Genomic DNA, 21,874 nt, shown 5'->3' on the forward strand with positions numbered 1-21,874 from the left:
GACTATGGTTGCCAGACAGTTATGAAATTTGTGTTTTTTGAGTGACGAAGTCAGGACATCGTGAGCATCTCCATCGACAAAAAGAAGGCCGACTGGGAAAAGACACTTCAGGAAGAGCAGCTCCCGTGGCATAACTTCCTCGACGATGGCAGTGTGGCTGACCTCTACAAGGTGAGCTCCATTCCCGCGATGTATCTCATCGACGCCGAGGGCGTGATGGCGGGTGAGAACCTGCGCGGCGAGGCTTTGGCCAAGAAACTGGCTGAACTGTTGAAGTAACAGCATATAAGCTTTTACATGATTGTTTTTTAGGGATGCCCGGCATGGCTGCTTTTGCAGTGCGTGCCGGGCCTTTTTTATTTGTATGCTTATTTCCAAAGAACGGCTGTCCGCCATTCCGCGTCTTGGCCGTCTCGGATGGCTCGGAATGCTTTTCGGATAAGGCCTTGTTCTCCAATCTATTGTTTTCCCGTCGGCGAGGCCTTTTCCTTTCGCTTGAGCACCCTTCATCCGGCCCGCGGGCGGCCTCCTTTCCGCCCGTGAGCGGAAAGGACTCCGTGGTCGCTTACCCTCCTTTCCGCTCCCGGACGCTGTTAAGAGGCGTGGGACGCGGGGCTTGGAATGACATGTTTTTTCATGCTTTTTGGCAAATTTGAAATAATTGTGTTATCTTGTACCGCAAAAAGAAAAAGAACGGAACCCGTAAAGAGAAAATTGTTGAACGATATGGTTGCTTTTGAGCAATTCTACAAGGAGTCTTATATGACCTTCTATTATTTGGCCTACAACATGCTGGAAGACGAAGAAGCGAGCAAGGACATCGTCGGCGACTGCTTCGAGTATGTGTGGCACAATCATAGGGAGGAGAATGTCAGGAATTGGAAGGCTTACATGTATTCCGCCGTGCGCAACAAATGCATCGACAGCCTGCGGAAACAAGAGGTGAAGAAAAAATATGTGGACTTTTACACCAGCATGTTTGCCGAAGAATGGGATGAATACAGTGATGAAGAAGACACGATGTCCGAGGTCTACAAGATATTGGACAAGCTCTCGCCGTTGACGCGCCAGGTGTTGGAAGGGTGTTTTCTGGAAAAGAAGAAATATAAGGAAGTGGCCGAGGAAAAGTCGATAAGCACCAGCACGGTGAAGAAGCACATCATCAAGGCTTTGAAGGTCCTGCGCGACGGAATGCTTAAAAAAACAGAAAAGAGGTAGCCATTTCTTCTGCCTTAACGTCTTATTAAATGAAAAACGACTATGACTATGGATTCAAGAGATAAAAAAGAACCACAAGAAATATCCGAATCGTTGGAAAAGGCTCTTCATCTGATGGAACAGACGGGGGACGAGTCGCCCGAAGACATCAAGCGGCAGATGGACGACCCTGAGACGCTGGAAGCCTGCAAGCTCCTCTATAAGTATAAGAACGCGATGGGGCGGCGGGCTGCGGCAAAGCCGGATGTCGGGGCGGAGTGGGAGCGTTTCGAGAAGCGCAACAGGCCTCGTGGAGGACGTCCGCGGCGGCAGTTCTGGCTGGGCAGCCTGGCAGGTGCGGCCGCTGCCGCGGTGCTCGTGGTGGCCGGACTGTGGTGGGCCGGCTATCTGGACAAGCCGGAAGCCGTGATGGTCTACCAGTCTACGGATGCGCCCCGCGATGTCATCCTGGAGACGGGCGACGGAGCGTTGGCTCTTGACGTGACAGACGACAAGCAGCTGTCCGCGCTTCAGGGCGTGGCATCCCGCCGGGACACGATGACGCTGGCTTATGCTGCTGACAACAAGACCGTCCCTGATGAACTTCACACCTTGTCCACGCCTTCGGGAAAGGACTTCAAGCTGATTCTTGCTGACGGGACAGTGGTCTGGCTCAACGAGCGCAGCCGCCTGCAATATCCCGCGCGGTTCGGTAACGGCGAGCGCAAAGTCAGCCTGCGAGGCGAGGCCTATTTCCAGGTGTCGCGAAAGGCCGGCGGCATCCCCTTCGTCGTGGAGACCGACCGTATGCAGGTGCGCGTGCTGGGGACGGAATTCAATCTGAGCGACCATTCCGGCACACGCTCCCACCTGACGCTCGTCAAGGGCAGCGTGGAGGTGTGCGGCACGGGCGGCGGCGACTATGTGCGTGTGAAGCCGGGTGAAGATGTGAGCCTGAATGACGACGGTTCGTTTGACATCCACAGGGTGGACACGGACATTTATGTCTATTGGAAAGAGGGTTATTTCTTCTTCGACGACACGCCCTTGTCCGAAATCATGCAGCAGATAGGGCGTTGGTACAATGTCGATGTCGTGTTCGACAATCCCCAGGCCATGTTGCTCCGCCTGCATTATTTCTGCAAGCGCAGCGACGGCATCGAATCGGCCTTGAACCAACTGAACCTCATGCAGAAAGTCCGCGCCCGGTTTGAAAACGGTGTTGTCCATATCGACTGAGTGCCGCTGTGTCAAAGCGCAGTCTTTCAAAACACAGAAACACGGAGGCACAGAGAGAATATGTCGTGAACTCATAGCATAAAATCTCTGTGCCTCCGTGTCTTTTTGTTTAAAATCTCCTCTCGTACATCCTCATTCGCCTTTCGGCGACGTGAAAAAGATTCTTTTTAACACTTTATAGCCGGGTTTGTACTTCAATGGACGACTTTTGTTGTCCGAATACGCTCTTTTTTCACTCTCTTGCTGAAATTTCTTCCAAACAACCGTGCCCGATTGAAACGCTTGTTCGTCTATTAATTAAAACAACATTTGTTTTTAATTGGGAAAACTTGTTTAATTAAAGTAAAAGGCATGAAACCTATTTCATTGAAACATCGTCTGCGTTATAGTTTCCTGTTGCTGGCCAGTCTCACGCTGTTGCCGACGACGGAGTCGCAGGCGCAAGAGAGAAAAGAAGAGATTCGGCTGGAGGTGACTCAAAAACCGTTGTCTCAAGTGTTCCGCCAGTTGGAAAAGAGCACCGACTACAAATTCATGTTCAGTCATGACGACGTGAAAGGATTGCAGGTGACCCGCAAGGTGCAGGCTGGCGACATCGAGACCGTGCTGAAGCAACTTTTGGAGGGACTGCCCTTGACGTACTCCATCAAGGGCAAGTTCGTCTACATCGTGCCCAAGAAAGGTGTGCCGGCAGCAGCCGAACAAAGCAAGAAAACGGTCCGCGGCCAGGTGGTCGACGCAGCGGGCAATCCGCTTCCCGGCGTGTCAATCTTGGTGAAAGGCACAAAGACAGGCACGGCTACTGACCTTGACGGAAACTATTCGCTGGATATGCCGGCAGAGGGCCACACCTTGTTGTTTTCCATGATAGGCATGAAAAACGTGGAAGAACGTGTGGGCAAACGCACCAACGTCAATGTGACGATGGAGGAAAATGCGGAGATGATGGACGAGGTGGTCGTGACCGGTTACCAGCAGTTGAAGAAGAATGCCTTCACGGGAAATGCCACCGTGGTGACGAAAGACCAGCTCCTGAAGACGAACAATAAGAATGCCATCGCCGCTCTGCAAGCTTTCGAACCATCCTTCCGTCTGAAGGAAGCCAATCTCTGGGGTTCTGACCCGAACAACTTGCCGGAGTTTACCATCCGCGGCGAGAGCAGTATCGGTATGAACCGCGGCCTTGACGTGGAGTCGGCACGCCGCTCGCAACGTACGAATCTGGCGGACAACCCGAACCTTCCCATCTTCATCCTCGACGGCTTTGAGGTGAGCGTGCAGAAAATCTACGATATGGACATCAACCGCATCGAGAGCATGACCATCCTGAAGGATGCTGCCGCTACGGCCCTTTACGGTTCGCGTGCTGCCAATGGCGTCATCGTGGTGACGACCGTCGCTCCGAAGCCGGGCGAACTGCGCGTGACATACAACTTCACAGGCGGAATGGAGTTTCCTGACCTTTCGGACTATAACCTTTGTAATGCCGAGGAGATGTTGCAGGTGGAACGGGCTGCGGGTCTTTTTACGGGAGATGACCCGGGAGAGCAAATTTTGCATGACATCCGCTACAACGAATTGATGAACGAAGTGCGCCGCGGCGTGGAGACGGACTGGCTGGCCCAGCCCGTGCGCAATGTGTTCAACCAGACGCATAGCATGAACCTGTCAGGTGGTGTGGAGTCCATCCGTTACAGTGTTGATTTGAACTATAATACGCACAATGGTGCGATGAAGGATTCTTATCGTGATGTGTATGGCGTGGGCTTGACGTTGGACTATCGTTACAACGAATGGTTGCAGGTGATGAACTCTGTGAGCTATACGGTAACACGGTCGGAAAACTCGCCTTGGGGTGAATTTTCCAGGTATACTCTCCTGAAGCCTTATTACGCTCCATATGACAACGATGGTAATTTGCTGGAGACACTGAAATCTTCAAACAATATAGCCAATCCGCTCTATCAAGTTCGTAGTTTGGGCAGTTATTCGGGACGTACCACGCTGAGCGACTTGACAGATAATTTGATGATTAATCTTTATTTCACGAAAGAATTCTTTTTCAAAGGCTCGTTTTCCGTCACGCGCACGGATTCAAACGCAGAGACTTACGTAGACCCTAAAGATCCAAGCTTTGCGAGCGTTTCGAGTAAGGAGAAAGGAACGCTCCAGACAACGGGTAGCACTTCTTATACGTGGAACGTGAATGCGTTGTTTTATTACAACAAAGCCATCAAAAAGCACTTCATCAATGCGACGGCAGGTTTGAATGCGCAGGCAAGTAAAGGTACCAATACGAATATCCTTTATAAAGGATTTCAGTTGAGCAATTTGCATTCGCCGGCTTATGCCGCTGACCAGCCGGACAAGGCTTCAGTGTCAGAAAGCGAAGACCGTCTGGTGGGTCTTTTAGGTGCGGTGAACTATTCGTATGACGACATCTATTTGGCCGACTTCTCGTTTCGTATGGATGGTTCGTCCAAGTTTGGACGCGACGATCGTTTTGCTCCGTTCTGGTCGGTCGGACTTGGTATCAACATCCATAATTATGAGTTCCTGAGAAACAACCCGATTATCAACACGCTGCGTTTGCGTGGGACATACGGTGTGACAGGAAATGTGAGCTTCCCTTCCTATGCCGCTGTTTCCACTTACCAGACATCCGATGACTGGTATACGTCCACTCCGGCCAATACGTTGATAGCTCTTGGAAACCCGGCATTGACTTGGGAGAAGACTGGTACGTGGGATTTTGGTATTACGTTGGAGATGTTCAAGCGTCGTTTGTCTATTGAGGCAAACTACTACCGCAAGGAGACTACCGACCAGCTTTCTCAGTTGAATATCCGTACTTCGTCCGGTTTTGAAACGTTCTACACCAATGCCGGAACCATCCTCAACAAGGGCTATGAAGTGAAAGTGAATGTGGTGCCTTATCAAGATAAAGATTGGACAGTAGCCTTGAACTTCATGATGGCTGCAAATAAAAACCGTATCACAGAATTGGGGCAAGATGCTGCAGCCTACAATCAAAGAGTGCAAGATTTCTATGCCGGCCGTGGAGAGAATGCTGACAACGAAGAATATGCAGATTTGAAGTTTGTGCCGCTGACACAATATTATGTAGGAGCGTCGACGACTGCCATCTATGCCGTTCCTTCTTTGGGTATTGACCCTTCGACCGGTAAGGAAATGTTCCGCAAGCGCGATGGCTCTGTCACGCATACATGGAACTCGGCCGACATTGTAGTGTGTGGTGATAAAAGCCCGAAAGCACAGGGTTCGTTTGGTATCAATATCGGTTGGAAAGGATTCTATCTGAATACGACGTTCCTTTACCAGTGGGGCGGACAGGACTACAATGAGACGCTGCTTTCCAAGGTGGAAGAAGCTGACATCGAGAATAGCAACGTTGACCGCCGTGTGCTGACCCAGCGCTGGCAACGTCCTGGTGATTTAGCTCCGTATTATGATATGAAGTCTGATGTAGAGACGCAGCCCACATCGCGTTTCGTGCAGGACAATGACTATTTGTCGTTCAGCAGCCTTTCGATTGGTTACGATTTCGATCAGAAGCTTGTGTCGCGGTTACATCTTTCGTCTTTAGGCTTGCGTTTTAACGCCAATGACTTGGCGCGCTGGTCGACTATCCGTGAAGAACGTGGTACAAGTTATCCGTATGCAAAGAACTATAGTTTTACTCTGAGCCTCGGCTTTTAAAAATAACATCTTATGAAGAAAATATATACAAGCATATACTTACTGCTGTCCTTGTTTGCCATGACGGCTTGTTCCGACTGGCTGGATATTGAACCTGAAGGACAAGCCACGAATGACAAGCTGACTGAAACAGGCGACGGCTATCGCACGATGTTGAGCGGTGTGTACAAGGCAATGACTTCCAAGAACCTTTATGGGGTAGAATTGCAGTTTGGCATTGTTGACTGTATCTCTCAGCAATATACTTGGGACTGGATGTCTTCCAGTGGGACGAGTGTCAATACCATTTATCGGGAAGCACGTGATTTTAATTATTATAATGTGGACCTGCGTGAGACGATTGATGCCATCTGGAAGGACGGTTATAATGCCATCGCCAATGCCAACAATCTGATTCAAAACATCAAGGATGAGGACCCGAACAAGTTTGCCGAAGGCGAGCTGGAGCGCGACATGATTTTGGGAGAGGCTTATGCCTGCCGTGCCTTGATGCACTTTGACTTGTGCAGACTGTTTGCTCCTGCTCCCATCGAAAATGAAACAGGTAAATATTTACCCTACGTGGATGTATATCCCAACATCCAGCCGGAAGCCATCGAAGTAAAACCATTCTTGGAAAAGGTCGTGGCTGACTTCAAGGAAGCACAACGTTTGACGGCGCGTATCGATACGACAGCTCTTGGATTGAGTGCCAATGCTACGGCTAACGCTCGTTTCTATAATCAATTGGAGTATGGTATGGAAGGCGCTGCAGATGAGGGTGCGAGCGTGGACGACTTCTTCTTGGAGCGGGGTTATCGTTTGAATTACTATGCCATAACTGCCTTGCTGGCTCGTGTTTATCAATATATGGGTGAAGACGATTTGGCTTTTGAATGTGCAGAGCAGGTGATGAACTTCAAGGCTGCTGGAGCCAACAATATGCTTTATATGATGTTTACTCCTGATGATTGGACAATAATGAATTCTGCTGAGAACAATGAATCAAGGACCGACTTGAAGATTGTCTCCAACTTGATATTTGCGTTGTACAACGAGGACGCTTACATCGATTACGGCTTGGGAACGTTTTTCCAAAAGCGTTCGGACGAACAAGGAGGAAATCCCAGCTGGTTCGTTGTTGACCTGGGAGGGCAAGATATATTCAAATCAACGGACGGCACCGATGAAAGGGATAAAGATTTTCGTGCCAGATTCTTGCTGTTTGCTCCAGACTATAATGTATTTGCTTGGAACAGTGATTATCGGGTTTCCACCAAGTGGTATTGCAGCGAAGATGAAAGCATCCGCACGAAAAACGTACAGACATTGCCGATTATTCGTGCTACGGAAATCCGCTACATCATGGCCGAGCATTATGCGCGTCAGGGTAATTTTACCGAAGCCTACAACATATTGAACACCATCCGTAGTGCCAGAGGGCTTGACACGTCATTGCAGGAGAGGAACGACTTGGACCAATTCTTGCAAGACATGATTCGCGACGCCCAGCGCGAATGGATTTCGGAGGGACAGCTGTTCTACCTATACAAGCGTTTGGGAGCAAAAGTGAAGATTGGCAACACAAGCCGCAAGTTGAACAAATCGGAATACATGTTGCCTATTCCTGATAATCAAAATATGTAATATAAACAAACTGTAAAGTCATGATAAGAAAACTAACGCTTTTGATAGCTGTCATCGGAGGATTCCTGATGACGGCTTGTGAGGAACAAGATATCATGGTGTTTGGCGAGGAACGCATGGTCTATTTTGAGAAGTTCTGGCGCGACGCCATCGCGGGAACGGAAACAGCCGACTCCACATTAATCACCTTCTACTTCAACCATCCGACCGACATGCACCAGCAAGCTGATTTGATTGTCGTGTTGGCCGGGCGTAAGGTAGAGAAAGACACGCCTTTCCGTTTGCGCGTCGTGGACGAACTGACGACTGCTCTTCCTGAAGACTACACCTTGGAAGATGAGTACATATTCCGTGCAATGCCTGTGCCGGACAATGCCACCAGTATGCAGGACACCATTCATATTCAGTTTAACCGCACGCCACACTTGGATGAGGTGGACGGTGGCTACCGTCTGGTGCTGGAAATCGTGCCGACTGAAGAGATGAAAGTCGGACAATATGAACGCTCACGGGCCATCATCTGGGTTTCCAAAGAGCCGGTTCGTCCGTTGTGGTGGAATGAGGAGGTGGAAACTTACCTGCTCGGCAAATACTCTCCGTTGAAGTATAAACTCTTCCTGGAGAATGTTGAGGGTGCTGAAGACTTGAATGAAAATGTAATCAAAGAGCAGCCCGACTTGGCGCGCAAGTTGGTTATGAAATTCAAGGAATGGCTGATTATGAATCCGACTTACGAAGATGGCATTTTGATAGATGTGCCGCTATAAGATAAGTTACAAACTAAAGATAATGAAGATTATGAATAAACTTGTATATAGTTTGCTGGCAAGCTTGCTGGTCTTGACAGCTTGTTTTGAAGATGAAGGCAATTATGACTACCGCGAAATGAATCCTCCTCGCTGGCTGGTCGACAATACACAACCATCCCGATACTATGCCTATCAGGGATATGATGTAACATTGGATGGAAAGGGGCTTTTTACATGGGACACCGATTCATTGACACGGGCCGAGAATGTGACCTACGAGTGGATTCTCAATGGAAAACCTGTGGCCGAGGGACTCCAGGTGACCATGAGCACGTATGAATTGATGGAAAAAGCCGGTGTTACGGAGTGTTCGGGTGCTATGGGTACTTTCGGAACGTTCAATATCGTGGAAAAGAACACCGGTGTGAAGTACATGGCTAACATCTTGGTGTGGTTTAATCCGAAATATTCAGAAGGCAACTGGGTTCTGCTGGTGGATGACAACGGCAAGGCTCGTGTGTCTGTCGTTCGTGAATACTCGAAGTCGGAAAATGGCCAACTCGTCTCTGAGTACGACCTTGTTCAGGATGCTTATGCAGAAAGCAATGACGGAAGTTCCATTCCCGGCAAACCGCTGACTATGAATTGGGCGTATGACAGACATGTCGGTCAGAACGGTTCCATTACCGTGATTACCAATGAGGGCGGGTTTCAACTGGACGCCGAGGACATGTCTTTATATGGCAAGATTGAAGGGGACGAGTTCTTGGATGGCACGCCTGCCAACTTCCAGCTCGTGGCCCGGGCCGATTACGACGCGACAGAAAATCGCCAGCCTGCAACGTTCCTGGCCACGGCCGACGGACAACTTTACTGCCGTCTTATGTCCGGGAATTACTTGGGAGGCAAATACCTGACTGAACCGTATTTTGTGGATGAGAAAGGCTATAAAGTTACGAAATTTTGGAACACCAACTACAATGAAATGATTCCTTGTTACGACGAGAAAAACCGTCGTGTCATGATTGCCAGTGTGGAGATGACGCAGGTCGGCGAGGACTATACGAGTGTGTTCCGTCCTATAATTGTACCATTATCAGGTACGCCGGCTTATGGTGCTCCAGTGAACTGTTTCCCGGAGGGAACTGAAATCCTTTACATCGGTCCTCACAGGTATTACCCCAGTTTGCTGGGTGGAAATATGGTTTTCGTTTGCCTCTATAATGAACCGGGCGTAGCGACTACTCAGCTTAGACACTTTGCAGTCTTTATGAAAGGGCTTGGATTAAATACTGGTGCTTTTCATTTTGGATATGCTGATATGCCGATTCCCGAGTTGCTGGATTCCTCGTCGTGCATTCTTTCCAGCGGAAGTAATCGTACGCCGGCAACTTGCAAGGTGGTTGCACGTACCATATTTTTCACTAAAGGCAATGAAGTCCGTTATTTCTTGTATGACGGTTCTGGCTTGTCGATTGGCGTCAAGTATCGTACGATGCCTTTGACGGAAGTGACCTCACCGATTACTTCGATTAGTCTTGCTGTCTATAACTGCGATCAGCTGTTCGTTGGTTGTGAAAATGGCGATGTGCTCGTCTATGACATTACCTCGTATGATTTCCCGCGGTTGCTGTATAAAGGCAATGTAGGAGGAAAGGTGCTCAATGTTCGTCAGTTAGGACTCCGTTCTCCAGGTTGTGACAGTTTCAATAATTAAGGACCATACCATTTCAAAGCTATGAATATCAAAAGAAGCATATTGACATCAATGGTCTTGGCGGCCGGCTGCTTGCTGAAAGCCCAGACCGGCTACCAAGTGACTTTCGTCAACAAGCAGGAGGCTAACGGCTTTAAGCCGGAGAAGGTCTATCTGTTTTCGATTGAAGACCGCGCGGTGTTGGACAGCGCCGCTTGTGAGAACGGGACGTATGTCCTCAAGGGCACGGCTACGTTGCCGAAATTGGCCTCCATCTGCGGGACGGCGACCGGTTATAATGTCGTGGCAGCATTTGTCCTCGACGAGACTCCTCTTCAGGTGGTGCTCGACCGCGGCGTGAAGGTCGAAGGTTCGGATGTCAATGCCTGCATGGCGGCCATCACGGACGCCATCAATCAGGGCGGGGTGGACCAACGCCGCATCCAGCAGGAGGCTACGACGCTGGCCGAAAAGTATGGTGGACAGTTGCCTGACTCCATCGGGAAACGTTTGGACAAGGAATGGGAGGATGTCTCGGCGCGTCAGATGCATGCCCTGCGGCAGGGTATCCTGGACAACAAGGACAATCTTATCCCGGCTTATTTCATCTTCAACTATGACGATGTCTTGGGCATGGATTTTCTGGATACGTATCTGCGTGACTATCCCTACAAGCAAAATGCATTGTTGAAGTCGACCTTCCACAAGCTTGAGGGTGCGAAGCGGAAAGCTGCTGGAGCGGCTTTCACGGACTTTGCATTGGCTGACATGCAGGGGGTGTCGCGGAAGTTGTCTGACTATGCAGGCAAGGGGCATTACGTGCTGGTCGATTTCTGGGCCAGCTGGTGCGGGCCGTGCCGGCAGGAAATGCCCTTGGTGAAGTCGCTCTATGAGAAATATCATCCGAAAGGATTCGAGATTGTAGGTGTCTCCTTCGATACCAATAAAGAGGATTGGACAAAGGCTGTGGAGCAGATGGGCATGACTTGGCCCCAGCTTTCAGACTTGAAGGCTTGGAAGAGTGAAGCTGCCCAGCTCTATGACATACGTGCCATACCGGCGACACTCTTGATAGGGCCGGATGGAAAGATTGTGGCTTCCGGTTTGCGGGGTGCCCAGTTGCAAAAGAAGTTGGAGGAGATTTATGAATAGCGCCTGAGATGGCAATCTTTTGTCTGCGGTCTGTCTGCTGTTGTTGGTGGACAGACCGCTTTTTTTGTGCGTCTGACTACCCATGCTGTGCCGTGCGCGGCATGGGTCTTATTTGTTTGCGGGGATGAAAAATCGTCCGGAGGACATCCCTTTATTCCGCCCTGACTTCGTCAACGTGTCACCCAAAATTCATCTGTGAACAATGGCGCAATGCGTTGATGGCGTTTCATCAGCATAGTTCTGTTGATTGTCTGCTTGTTCTGAGGCAATGTAATCTGTATAGTCACTATAGTTTTAGCAAGTTCGAGCACCTTGTCCACACTCATATTTATGCCGGATAGTTTCAGCAGACGTTCCAATTCCTTGTAAACTTTCAAGGCCACGAAGCAGATACAGACATGGGCTTCTATCCTGCGCCGTGTGAAGTGAAACATTGGTCTTATCTCAATCTTTGATTTTGATATGCGGAAGGCCCTTTCAACATGCCATAGGTTATGGTAGGCGGCATATACGTCATTGACAGGTATATTCGTATTGGTAAGGTATCCTTTGAGACCATCCCATTTCGCATCTTTCTCCAGTTTCTCGTAATTGATGGTCACTTTCACATCTCCTTCCATTTTCAGGAACTTGTTGTATCCGCGCTTGTTGATATTGTCTTTGGTAAGAGTACCTCTGCGGTATGCCTTCTCCAGACGGCGTATCCCTTTCTCCCGGTTATAAGCATCCCTTCGGGCACGGTCTTCCGTATATCCGAAATAACCTCTGCCCGTTGCCTTTATCGTATTCAACCATCCGGCAGTCTGTCTTAGGCTGCTCCAGTATCCATTCCTGTATCTTCCTGCTCTCGTTCCTGATTTTCGCACCGATGATATACTTGTAACCGTTTGCTTCAAGGTCGGCTATATTATCGTTGTTCATCAACCCTGAGTCAGCCACCACGATAAAATCTTCCAGCTCATATTTCCGGACAAATTCCGTCACTACCGGAAGCATCGTGTGTCCCTCGTACTTGTTGCCCTCATGGATGCAATACGCAAGCGGATAGCCGCCAATGCTGACCAACAGTCCCAATATAATCTGAGGGTTCTGGTGACGCCCTTCCTTGGAGAAACCCGTTTTGCGAAGCTCGTCCTCATAGTCCGCTTCAAAATAGAGTGTGGTGACATCATAAAACAGCACACCGATATGGCCGCCTAAAATCTTCTTTGTGTGAAGGACGCTTATGTCCTGAACTATCTTATGCTGGTTATCGCTCAGTTTGTCCAAATAACGATAGATCTTCGACAGACTGACATCTTCATCAAAATGATTCTTCAGATACTCCACTGTGGCAGATTTGCTTGCAGGATAAGACAAGCGGGCTTTTACAAGTTGGCGGAACACCTCATCATCTATCCTGTTGAAGCCCACGTTGTCAAAGACACGGTCAAGTATCAGGTCCGCTCCATTGATGGAGATGTTGGTTATGCACGAAAGCATCTGTTCGGCATTCAGAAGTTCTGCATCACACTTCTTACGTTCCTCACCGAAGAGATCCAGCCGTGGATGGCGGCGTTCCTGTTCCGCCTCTATCCATTTACGACCTTTCGTTATCAGAGAATCTATTTCTTCTTGATGACGCGCTAAACCTATAGTGGTAAGTTCCTTCATCTTGCCGTTGACCTTTTCAACGACTATGACACCTACATTGCCTGATGGGTATTTCTTTTTACGTATAAACATTTTTTGTGCCGTGTCACCCTAAAATGGGTGATACGAAATTACAAAATATTGTTTATCAATCAATTATAATATTGAGGTTTTTTGAGTGACGAAGTCAGGCGATTTGGGTTTAATGCTTTTGACCTTCCAGATCCATCAGCTGGTCAGCCACAAAAAACATGTTGCCGGCACTCATCTCGGCTACGTGACTGCGAAGGAACTTTGCAGCACGCTGACGGATAGCCGCATCATAGGTCTTAATCAGTCCGGCAAAATGTACGACAAGCGAACTTTGCTGACGCTCATCCAACGACGGATATTCCTTTTCGCACAAATCAAGGTAGGCATTCAGGTCTCCCTTGGCATGGCATTCAATGAAGCGGAAACAGTTGTCATATTTTTTATCAGCATTGAAACCGAGGGTGTTGATTTCATTCTTGATAAGCTCATAGGTCGCTGCGTCATAGGGTTTCGTCCCTGAGAAGTATCCATAGACCTGTGCCTGATAGAGTTTGGAGAGCACCTTGTCTATCTCTACACGCGTGTTGGCATCAAACTCGTCCCGGTGAGCCACCATGAAGCGGGCAGGTTCATCGGTGGGCGATTCCACATACTGCTGGTAAACGAACAGATTTTTCGGGGACAGGCGGTCAGCATCGCTCAAGTCTTTGTAATAGTCATAGACAATCTTGAAGACTTCCTTGCTTTTGATGGTCTTGCCCACCTTTTCACGCAATTCCGCCATCTTGAGTGAGGCATACGCCGATATCAGATCCGGTGTACGTTCTCCACTGTCGTAGCGTGCCTTCAGCTTCTCAGGACTCATTTCCGGGTCAAGCTTACGGTTCAGGTCATCAATAAACGACTGTCCCTCTTCAAAACCAATCTTAGTGACAATCACCTTTTTGTCCGTATCAAGCACTATGAACGTCGGAAAGTATTCCACCTTGTACAGGTCGGCAAACTCCTTTCCTTCCTTTTCGGCATTAAGCTTGATGCAGACGAACTTTTCGTTCATGTAGTCGCCCACCGCCTTCTGCGGGAACACGTCGCGTGCCATTGCCTTGCAGGGGCCGCACCAGTCGGTGTAGAAATCAATGAATACCATCTTGTTTTCAGCCTTGGCGGCTGCCAGTGCTTCATCAAACGTGATGGAGCGGAAATTGGTCTGAGCCAGACCCGGCAGTGCCAGGAGGGCTGCCAGGGCTGTGAGAATTTGTTTTTTCATACAGGTTATTTTAGGTTTTCAACTTTTGCAGGTTACAGTTGGCAAGGAGACGAACGGCCAGGTCCACTCCTTGCCAACTGACAGCTGGTTTGTCAGATTAGTCCGAGAAGGGGAATGTGTTCGTATTGCCCATCATCTCCTCAAATCCCAGGTTACTTCCGGTGATATCCTTTTGCGGAGAGAGATAGCGCACCGACTTCACCTTGCCCGTACCTTCCAAGGTCAGTCCCGGGGCAGCAATGGGCTGTCCGCCGTTCATCTGCTCTTCTTCATAGAAATACAGCTTGTAATTGTATCCTTCCTGCGTTCCGACAATGAATGCGTCGAAATTGTACGTCGCGCTTATCATCCCCAGGAAGCCGAGATACTGGTTGGTCACGAAGGTCACGGTTTCCGACGCCGGAATGCCGGTCAACGGAATTTCCAGTTCCGTACCCTGTGTCAGACTGTAGGCATACAACTTGTTCCCGTCCACACAGTAGATGTAGGAAGCCGTACGTCCGTTAGCCGCCACGATGTCGCTCTTTGCCAGATGGAGAGAGGGGTCAAGGGTGACAATCCGTTCGATGGCATTTCCCAACGAATTGCTCTGTATCAGGTAGCGTTCATCCTTGGACGGCGACTCGCACAGAAACCATCCGATGTTGGTACCTCCGGTGGAATTCACCCCGGAAGCCAGGCATTCCAGGTCCGTCGGATAATCGCTTTGGATATCCTCCCCGGATGTATCGGTTGCAACGGTGGAAGAGGACACATTGAAGTCGGCAATCATCAACCGATGTTCAGTGTTGCTCCAATACATGATTCCGTTGGTCCATCCGATAATCTGGACGAACTTGCTGCCACCAGCACAATAGGGATATCCCAGTTTACCGGTACTCTCAGCCTCACCGGAGAAGGCTGCCCCGTAGGAACGTATGCCGGTGTTGGAGATGTAGCACTGGTAGAAGTAAGCCATGAAATAACCGTAGGGAATCTCATTGTCATCCATCGGACCGCTGAAGAACAGGTTGTCGCGGTTGAACACCTCAGTCAGGTCCTCCGAACGGAATCCCTTGTAATCCCGGCTCTCCGTCGTGACATGAACGAAGTTGTCCACAGCCAGTTCGTTGCTTCCCGGGTCGACATACTCTCCATTATAGAGGATGGACAGGTTACAGGGCTTTCCCTTCATGGGGGCACCCGTGCCGACTTCTATGACATCCGTCAGCAGTTCTTCGTTGTAGCAGTCAAGGTCCGTATTGCCGTCCGGCGTCTCCTTCAGAATGTAAAAACCTTGCGAATAGCTGGTGGAGGTGTGCAACAGGACGGAAGCGTACTGCGCAAAATCATTACTCTGCGCACGTACTTCGAGCACGACCCGGTAGTCTCCCGAAGGAAGTTCCACGACATAATCAGGCTCCTTGTCCGTCGATATCAGATAATCCCGGTAATCGATATTAACAGCAGTAGCATCAAACAGATACCAGGTATACGTCAGGTCGTCTGCTGCATAAGCTGTCTGGACCGTCGGTTTGATGACATCCTTCAGGTTGACACCGACGTATGAACGGACGCTGTACTCCTCTTCCAGGTTTTCAATCACAATGTCGCTGACGTCGAGCGTAGCCAGAGTGGAGTCATCTTCCGTACAGGCGGAAAACGAGAGGAGCATGAACAGTAAGGGGTAGAATATCTTTTTCATGATTCTATGCGTTTTAGTGATGATTAGTACCAGGGTTCAGGGTCGAAAGATACCGGTTCGCCGTTGGGTTCTCTGTAGATGTCGAGTCCGGCATCCAGACGTTTCTGGTTTTCTTCCTCCAACTTTTCGATAAACCACTGGCTGAGGTAGGTGACGTAGTTCGAATCGCCGGCAAACAGTTCGTCCAGATAATCCTCATCCCAGCTGTTTCCGGTCCATTCGATCATCAACTGGTGTTTCAGCTCAGTATAAGTACCAAAGTTGTTGTCGCCATAATAAGTATCCCAGTTAGCCGGTTTGGCCATGTGGCTGCTGATGACCAGCGTGTGGGTGGAGAAGGCTTCGTAACCCGGCTTGAAGTAGCCGTTGTCCTTGAAGGTGAACTGCAAGTTGACATTGCCGTCATCCAGCGAAGCATCACGCAGCACCACGATGGGGATGAGCGCCTTGTTCTGATTGGCGGGGATAAAGGATTTCGACAGCAATTGCGGGTCGTCGAAGGGAACAAAATGTACGCCCGGAACAGCATCGGCCTCACCGGTGGATATCTGCTCCAGCTCTACCGGACGGTCGTAGTCAAACAGACGTCCCATGGTCCCCACTTCAAACCATACCGTGTCGATGGTCAGCTCTTCACCGACGGTGGCACTGCGTAAGGCAAATGAGTAGGCAGTCTCCAGCATATTCTCTTCAATGTCTTCGGCAAGGGTCACCTCTCCGTTGTAGTTGTAGTAGATGAAGTTGAGCCGTGGCTCCTCTAGGACAATCGGGGTGAGGTCCTTCTCACAGGAAGCCGTTGCCAGCAGACAGGCAAGGGCGGACAGTGTATGAATGAGTCTTTTCATAAGTCTTCAAAACAAGGGTTTAACGGTTGGGATTATATTCGGTTGTAGGCAACGGAAGGATGTATTCGCTCTCCCCTACCGGTTCGTCGCGCCACAGCATCGAGGTGCTGTTCAGACGCTTGTAGGTGTAGAACATCTGTCCTTCGGCATAGAACTCGCGCCGGTATTCGTCGACGATGAAGTCCTTCAGGTCATCGGCAGAAGTAAACGACGGCATGTTGGGCACGTTGTGTGCCAGCATGTACATGTTGTACAGACTGTTCGCCTCATTCAGGTCTGTGGTGCTCTCCATCGCAATGAGGTAGACCTCCGACATGCGAAGCATCGGAACAATCTGGTAGTAAAGCATGGCGTTGGACACATCCGTATTCCAATAATACTTCATGCAGACGGACATCATCTGTCCGCCACTGTTCGGCACATTGTTGCGCCAGCAGTTACCGGCACGGTTGTTGGAGTTGGGATTGACGGTGCTGAAAAGCTCGGTATGCATGGCCGAAGTAAGCCCCAGGTTGTTTCGTTCATCAAAACTGGTACTGCTGCCACCCACCAGAAACTCCTGCGAATAATCCATCACGTCATACTTGCTCAGATAGAATAGGCATTCATTGGGACACAGCTTGTAACCGGATGCAAAGTCCTGCGTACCACTCATGGTCATCACGGGATTGCCGTCCAACGTGGCATCGATGACTTCCCGGGCTGCACGGTAGGCATTGGCATCATCACCGAGGTAGCGGTACATGCGTGCCTCCAGCGCTTTCACTGCCCAATAGTTCATGCGCGACTGACGGTAAAGCATGAAGTCGTCCACCGAACTGCTGGAACCACTGTTCAACGCCGTAAAGGAGTATTGGAACACGGGGTCATTGTCCTTCAGCAGGGATTCTGCCTTCTCAATGTCCTGTTTCAACTTGCCGACAAACTCATCGAAGGTGTAGTATGCCGGCATCTCGTCGATGCTGGTTGTCTCTGAATAAGGGAGCGACACCTGCTCCGTTCCTCCCGGCACCTGACCGAAGAGGCGCAGCACATCCAGGTGACAGTAAGCGCGTATGCCGTACGCCTCGCCCTGAATCGTGGCACGGACAGCAGGGTCCGAAATGACGTCACCCTGCTCGTCCACATGCTTGATGATAACGTTTGCCTGTACGATGGTGTTGAAGAGCTGGGCATAGATGGCTTTGATGGCAGCCTGTGAATAGGTCACATTCTCATAGTCGTGCTTCATCAGGTAGTAGTCTTCATACCGGTACGTGTTGTCCGTCATGTTCCACAGATTCGCCAACGACTCGATGTTGGTCATGCTCAACCGCTCGCCATAGATGTCCTGGCTCCCCATGAGCATGTAGAGACCGGTCACGGCACTGCAAAAACCGTTGTACGTGGAGAATTGGTCGTCTTCCTTCTGCTCGGTCTCGGGACGTACATCCAGCCAGTCGTTGCACGAAGAAGCACCGAACGCTGTCAGGAGGAGGACTAGTATGTATATCTTTCTCATAGTGTTCTGCTGTTTTTAAGTGAGTTTAGAATAAGAATTTGATGCTTCCCTGAATGTTGCGTGCATAGGGATAGCTCGTTCCGCGTTCCATCTTGATGGAGCCCCAGTGGAAGAGGTCGGACATGTTCACGCCGAAGGTGATGCTCTGCACACCGGCATAGCGGCGTATCCAGTCACTGTCCCAGCGGTATTGCAGGCTGACGGACGAGAGTTCCAGCACATTGTCGTCCATCACGAAGCGGGAGGTAGCCTGCGTCCCATCGTTGCTGAAGCCTTTGAAGAAAGTCACGTCGCCCGGTTGCATCCAACGGTCGGTGTATACACGCTTGTCAACATTGGAAGACTCCAACGTACTGGTGGTCACCTCCACACGGTCTACCAGGGTGCTGTTGTATGCCTTGCCTCCCCAATAGTAGTTGAACGAGACGTTCAGCGTCAGTCCTTTCCACATCAGCATCGTGCCGAAGTTACCGCGGTAGGGTTGGTAGCCCGGTCCCAGGTAGACCTTGTCTCCCGCCTTCCAGGTCGTCGTCAGGTTTCCATCGCGGTCGAGGAAGATTTCACGTCCCGTACTGGGGTCGACACCCATGGAGCGCACGGCATAGATACCGTTCTGCGGACGTCCTTCATAGAACAGGTTTGCCACCTCATAGTCCTCATCTGCCAGCATCGCCTCGTTCTGCTCCTTGATAGCTTCCGAGAGCTTGGACACCCAGTTCTTGTCATACACCAGCTGCCCGCTGACCATCCAGTTCAGCTCGCGTGCCTGGTCACGGATGATATAGGCACTCAGCGAAGCTTCAAAGCCGCGATTCTTCACTTCACCCACATTTGCCATGTACGAAGGGAAGCCCATGGAGAGAGGGATATCCATCTGCGAAAGGAGGTTCGAAGTGGTCTTCGTGTAGAAGTCAAATTCACCCTTGATGCGTCCCTGCCACAGGCCGAACTCCAGACCGACGTTAAACTCGTCGGTGGTCTGCCACGTCAGTCGCGGGTTACCCCACTCGCTCAATGTGGCACCGGTCCAGTTCATATATTTGTTACCGGTCTCGTAGGCAAAGATGGTGGTCGCTCCCGAACCGGAACCCTGTTGCGAACCGGTCTGTCCGTAGGAAGCCTTCAGACGCAGGATGTTCAGCGTCGGATTGCCGGCAAGGAACTTCTCGTTGTGCAGGTTCCATCCGATACCGGCACTCCAGAAGGGAGCATACTTCTTGTCCGTTCCGAAGGTGGAGCTACCATCGATACGGTACGACATGTCCACATAGTAGCGTCCGTCGTAGGTATAGTTGACGTTGCCCGTGAAGCCCATCATGCGTTGCAGGGTCTTGCTGCCGGTCGGGAGCTCGTTCAGGGCATACTGACGGGCATTGCCCAGGAAGCTCATGTTTTCATCGGAGAATCCCTCGACATTGAATGTATAGGAATAGCCGTCCTGCTGGTTCATGGAGTAATCCAGACCGACATAGAGCTGGTGCTTGTCCAGAAAGGTCTTCGAGTAGGAAAGCGTCAGGTTACCGCTGTAGCTGTAGTCCCTCCCGGTGCCGTAGGCATACGAACCACGGCGGAAGAAGCCCTCGTCGGTAGAGTATTCCGGTGAAGTGTTCGTGTCGGATGTAAAGTAGGAGTCACGCGGCGAGAGGAACACGTCGCTGTGGTTCGTGGTGCTCGTGATGCCGAACTGTCCGCGCAGGGTCAGCTCCGGCAGGATGTTCCACTCGACGGCAAAGTTGTTGGTCAGCTCCTCGTAACCGCTCTTGTCAAACGAGCCCAACGAAGCATCATAGAGCGGGTTGAAATCTCCACGCCCCCAGCTGGAACCACGGAATGCCTCGAAGAACTCCACGTAGTCGCCGTTCTCATCGAAGGGGGTGTTGTAGGGTTGCTGTGCCACGTAGTCGCTGAACGAACCGTAGTTGCTCTCGGTGCTCCGGCTCATGCCGTAGGAAGTATAGTTCTTGAAGATGAAGTTCTTCACGGTGTACATCAAGGTGACAGACCCGTTGAACGTGCGGCGCGAGGAGTTCTTCATGGCACCCTCCACATCCTTGTAGTTGGCTGTAGCACTCCAACGGAACTCTTCGCTACCACCTTCCAGACGAACGTTGTAGTGCGAACCCACTCCGGTACGGACCGGTTTGCTCAGCCAGTCAGTGTCAACGCCTTGCTGCACCTTGCGCAAGCGGCGGTTATAGATATTCTGGAAAGTAACCGTATTGTCAGGGAGAGACGACGTGTAGAGCCCCAGGGAGTTCTCCAGCTCCAGTTTCTCCCGTGCATTCAGCATGTCGTAGGAAGTGAGGTCGGGCACTTCGAAGTCCAGACCGACCTCGGCATTCACGCGGAGCTTGCCCGGCTCGGGTTGTTTGGTCACGACGACGATGACGCCGTTCGAACCGCGCGAACCGTAGATGGCAGTGGCAGCAGCATCCTTCAGGATATTGATGGACTCGATTTCCTCGTCGTTGTAGTCCATAAGCTTCTCCAGCGAGATTTCAAAGCCATCCATGATGATGAGCGGCGTGTTCACGGCATTGGAGGCACTTTCGTTGAACTCCTGCACACTCATCGGCAGCGACGAATTACCACGGATGTTGATTTGCGGGAGGGCATTCGGGTTACTACCCGCTATGTTGTTCACGGCAAAGTTCAGAGAAGCGTCAATGTTTTTCAATGTCTGGAGCAGGTTCTGCCCTTTGAACATGTCCAGTTCCTCGGACGTGACAGTCGAGACGGCACCCGTATAGCTTTCCTTCGCCTTCTTGAAGATACCGGTCACCACGACGTCCTGCAACTTCTGGGCATCGCTCTCCAGGACCACGTGCATGTCGGCATTGGCTGCCAGCACCTGCGTCTTCATGCCGATGTAGGAGATTTGCACCTTATAGTTTGCTCCGAACGTGAAGCCCGTGATTTCAAACCGTCCGTCAATGTCGGTTGCCGTACCGAAGGTCGTCTCCTCGTTGTCCGCTCCCAACAAGCGTACGGAAGCACCGATGATGGGCAGTCCGTCGTCCTTGGAGATAACCGTACCGTAGATGCGGTGGGTCTGTTGTGTCTTGCGGTTGGTCTCCGCCTTGCGGATAATCACCGTGTTGTCCACAATCTCGTACGTCAGTCCCGTGCCCCTCAGCACTTCGTTGAGCACTTCTTCGAGCCGCTTGTCCTTCAGGGTACAGGTCACAGGCTTCACCCCTTGCAGAATCTGCTTCTGATAGACAAACTCGTGGTTTGTTTTCTCCCTCAAGTCAGAAAACACTTGTTCAATGGGTGTATTCTTATACACCGTGTCGATGTCTTGCGCCGAAACCGGGATACCCAAGACACCCAGCAGAATTAAGCTGAAAAGCTTTCGTTTGCTACTGTTCATAGTCAGTCATTTGGTTTATGAATTCATTACATAGTCTTTTCTCTCCATGCACCCAGTGCGGGTGCTCCGCCAGCTTCTCCGCGTTCCAAACGGAAGCATCGAAGCCTGCCGGCTGTGTTTGTTCATGGTCCATCTGGTCTTTGCTTTTACTCCTAAAACG

16 protein-coding genes are annotated in these 21,874 nt (G+C 50.5%); 8 read left to right on the plus strand and 8 right to left on the minus strand.

The genetic code is table 11. The features are described 5' to 3' along the window. Positions 1 to 60: 60 nt before the first annotated feature. The 8 genes from M3087_RS09325 (at position 61) to M3087_RS09360 (ending at position 11,379) form a co-directional block, all read left to right on the plus strand. Positions 61 to 279 (plus strand): TlpA family protein disulfide reductase, encoded by a 219-nt coding sequence (locus M3087_RS09325; RefSeq protein ID WP_249095234.1) that lies wholly within the window; start codon positions 61 to 63, stop codon positions 277 to 279. 447 nt (positions 280 to 726) lie between these two features. After that, complete coding sequence (locus M3087_RS09330; RefSeq protein ID WP_262918939.1) at positions 727 to 1,218, plus strand: sigma-70 family RNA polymerase sigma factor; 492 nt, start codon at positions 727 to 729, stop codon at positions 1,216 to 1,218. A 48-nt stretch (positions 1,219 to 1,266) separates the two neighbouring features. Next, positions 1,267 to 2,436 carry a FecR family protein gene (locus M3087_RS09335; protein WP_249095237.1) on the plus strand — a complete coding sequence of 390 codons (1,170 nt, stop codon included), beginning with the start codon at positions 1,267 to 1,269 and terminating at the stop codon, positions 2,434 to 2,436. A 351-nt stretch (positions 2,437 to 2,787) separates the two neighbouring features. Beyond that, the gene (locus M3087_RS09340; RefSeq protein WP_249095240.1) at positions 2,788 to 6,156 is read left to right on the plus strand and encodes a SusC/RagA family TonB-linked outer membrane protein; all 3,369 of its coding nucleotides are present in this window, start codon (positions 2,788 to 2,790) and stop codon (positions 6,154 to 6,156) included. Between the two features lie 12 nt (positions 6,157 to 6,168). After that, positions 6,169 to 7,782 carry a RagB/SusD family nutrient uptake outer membrane protein gene (locus M3087_RS09345; protein WP_022384640.1) on the plus strand — a complete coding sequence of 538 codons (1,614 nt, stop codon included), beginning with the start codon at positions 6,169 to 6,171 and terminating at the stop codon, positions 7,780 to 7,782. Positions 7,783 to 7,802: 20 nt separating this feature from the next. Then, complete coding sequence (locus tag M3087_RS09350; protein WP_022384641.1) at positions 7,803 to 8,549, plus strand: DUF4843 domain-containing protein; 747 nt, start codon at positions 7,803 to 7,805, stop codon at positions 8,547 to 8,549. Between the two features lie 31 nt (positions 8,550 to 8,580). Beyond that, a complete protein-coding gene (locus tag M3087_RS09355) occupies positions 8,581 to 10,248 on the plus strand; it encodes a PKD-like family lipoprotein (RefSeq protein WP_249095243.1) in 1,668 nt (555 codons plus the stop codon). 21 nt (positions 10,249 to 10,269) lie between these two features. After that, positions 10,270 to 11,379: a TlpA disulfide reductase family protein gene (locus M3087_RS09360; protein ID WP_249095245.1), complete on the plus strand. Its 1,110-nt coding sequence runs from the start codon at positions 10,270 to 10,272 to the stop codon at positions 11,377 to 11,379. Between the two features lie 170 nt (positions 11,380 to 11,549). Here M3087_RS09360 and M3087_RS14370 read toward each other — a convergent pair whose 3' ends face one another. From M3087_RS14370 to M3087_RS09395, 8 genes are all read right to left on the minus strand, one after another. Then, on the minus strand, positions 11,550 to 12,170 hold the full coding sequence (locus M3087_RS14370) for a transposase (protein ID WP_317236694.1): 621 nt from the start codon (positions 12,168 to 12,170) through the stop codon (positions 11,550 to 11,552). After that, positions 12,097 to 13,104, minus strand: coding sequence for an IS1634 family transposase (locus M3087_RS14375; RefSeq protein WP_317236695.1), 1,008 nt, complete (start codon positions 13,102 to 13,104; stop codon positions 12,097 to 12,099). The genes M3087_RS14370 and M3087_RS14375 overlap by 74 nt, the downstream gene beginning before the upstream one ends. 109 nt (positions 13,105 to 13,213) lie before the next feature. Then, a complete protein-coding gene (locus M3087_RS09370) occupies positions 13,214 to 14,311 on the minus strand; it encodes a thioredoxin family protein (RefSeq protein WP_249095247.1) in 1,098 nt (365 codons plus the stop codon). A gap of 97 nt (positions 14,312 to 14,408) precedes the next feature. Continuing rightward, the gene (locus M3087_RS09375; RefSeq protein ID WP_249095250.1) at positions 14,409 to 15,995 is read right to left on the minus strand and encodes a PKD-like family lipoprotein; all 1,587 of its coding nucleotides are present in this window, start codon (positions 15,993 to 15,995) and stop codon (positions 14,409 to 14,411) included. A gap of 23 nt (positions 15,996 to 16,018) precedes the next feature. Then, the gene (locus M3087_RS09380; RefSeq protein WP_249095252.1) at positions 16,019 to 16,840 is read right to left on the minus strand and encodes a DUF4843 domain-containing protein; all 822 of its coding nucleotides are present in this window, start codon (positions 16,838 to 16,840) and stop codon (positions 16,019 to 16,021) included. Positions 16,841 to 16,859: 19 nt separating this feature from the next. Further along, a complete protein-coding gene (locus tag M3087_RS09385; RefSeq protein WP_249095253.1) occupies positions 16,860 to 18,341 on the minus strand; it encodes a RagB/SusD family nutrient uptake outer membrane protein in 1,482 nt (493 codons plus the stop codon). 25 nt (positions 18,342 to 18,366) lie between these two features. After that, positions 18,367 to 21,714: a SusC/RagA family TonB-linked outer membrane protein gene (locus M3087_RS09390; protein WP_249095255.1), complete on the minus strand. Its 3,348-nt coding sequence runs from the start codon at positions 21,712 to 21,714 to the stop codon at positions 18,367 to 18,369. Then, positions 21,704 to 21,847, minus strand: a complete 144-nt coding sequence (locus M3087_RS09395; RefSeq protein WP_022384650.1) for a hypothetical protein — start codon at positions 21,845 to 21,847, stop codon at positions 21,704 to 21,706. Before M3087_RS09395 ends, M3087_RS09390 begins: the two co-directional genes overlap by 11 nt. Positions 21,848 to 21,874 lie beyond the last annotated feature (27 nt).

The sequence above is a fragment of the Mediterranea sp. ET5 genome (assembly GCF_023337025.1).
Lineage (GTDB): Bacteria > Bacteroidota > Bacteroidia > Bacteroidales > Bacteroidaceae > Phocaeicola_A.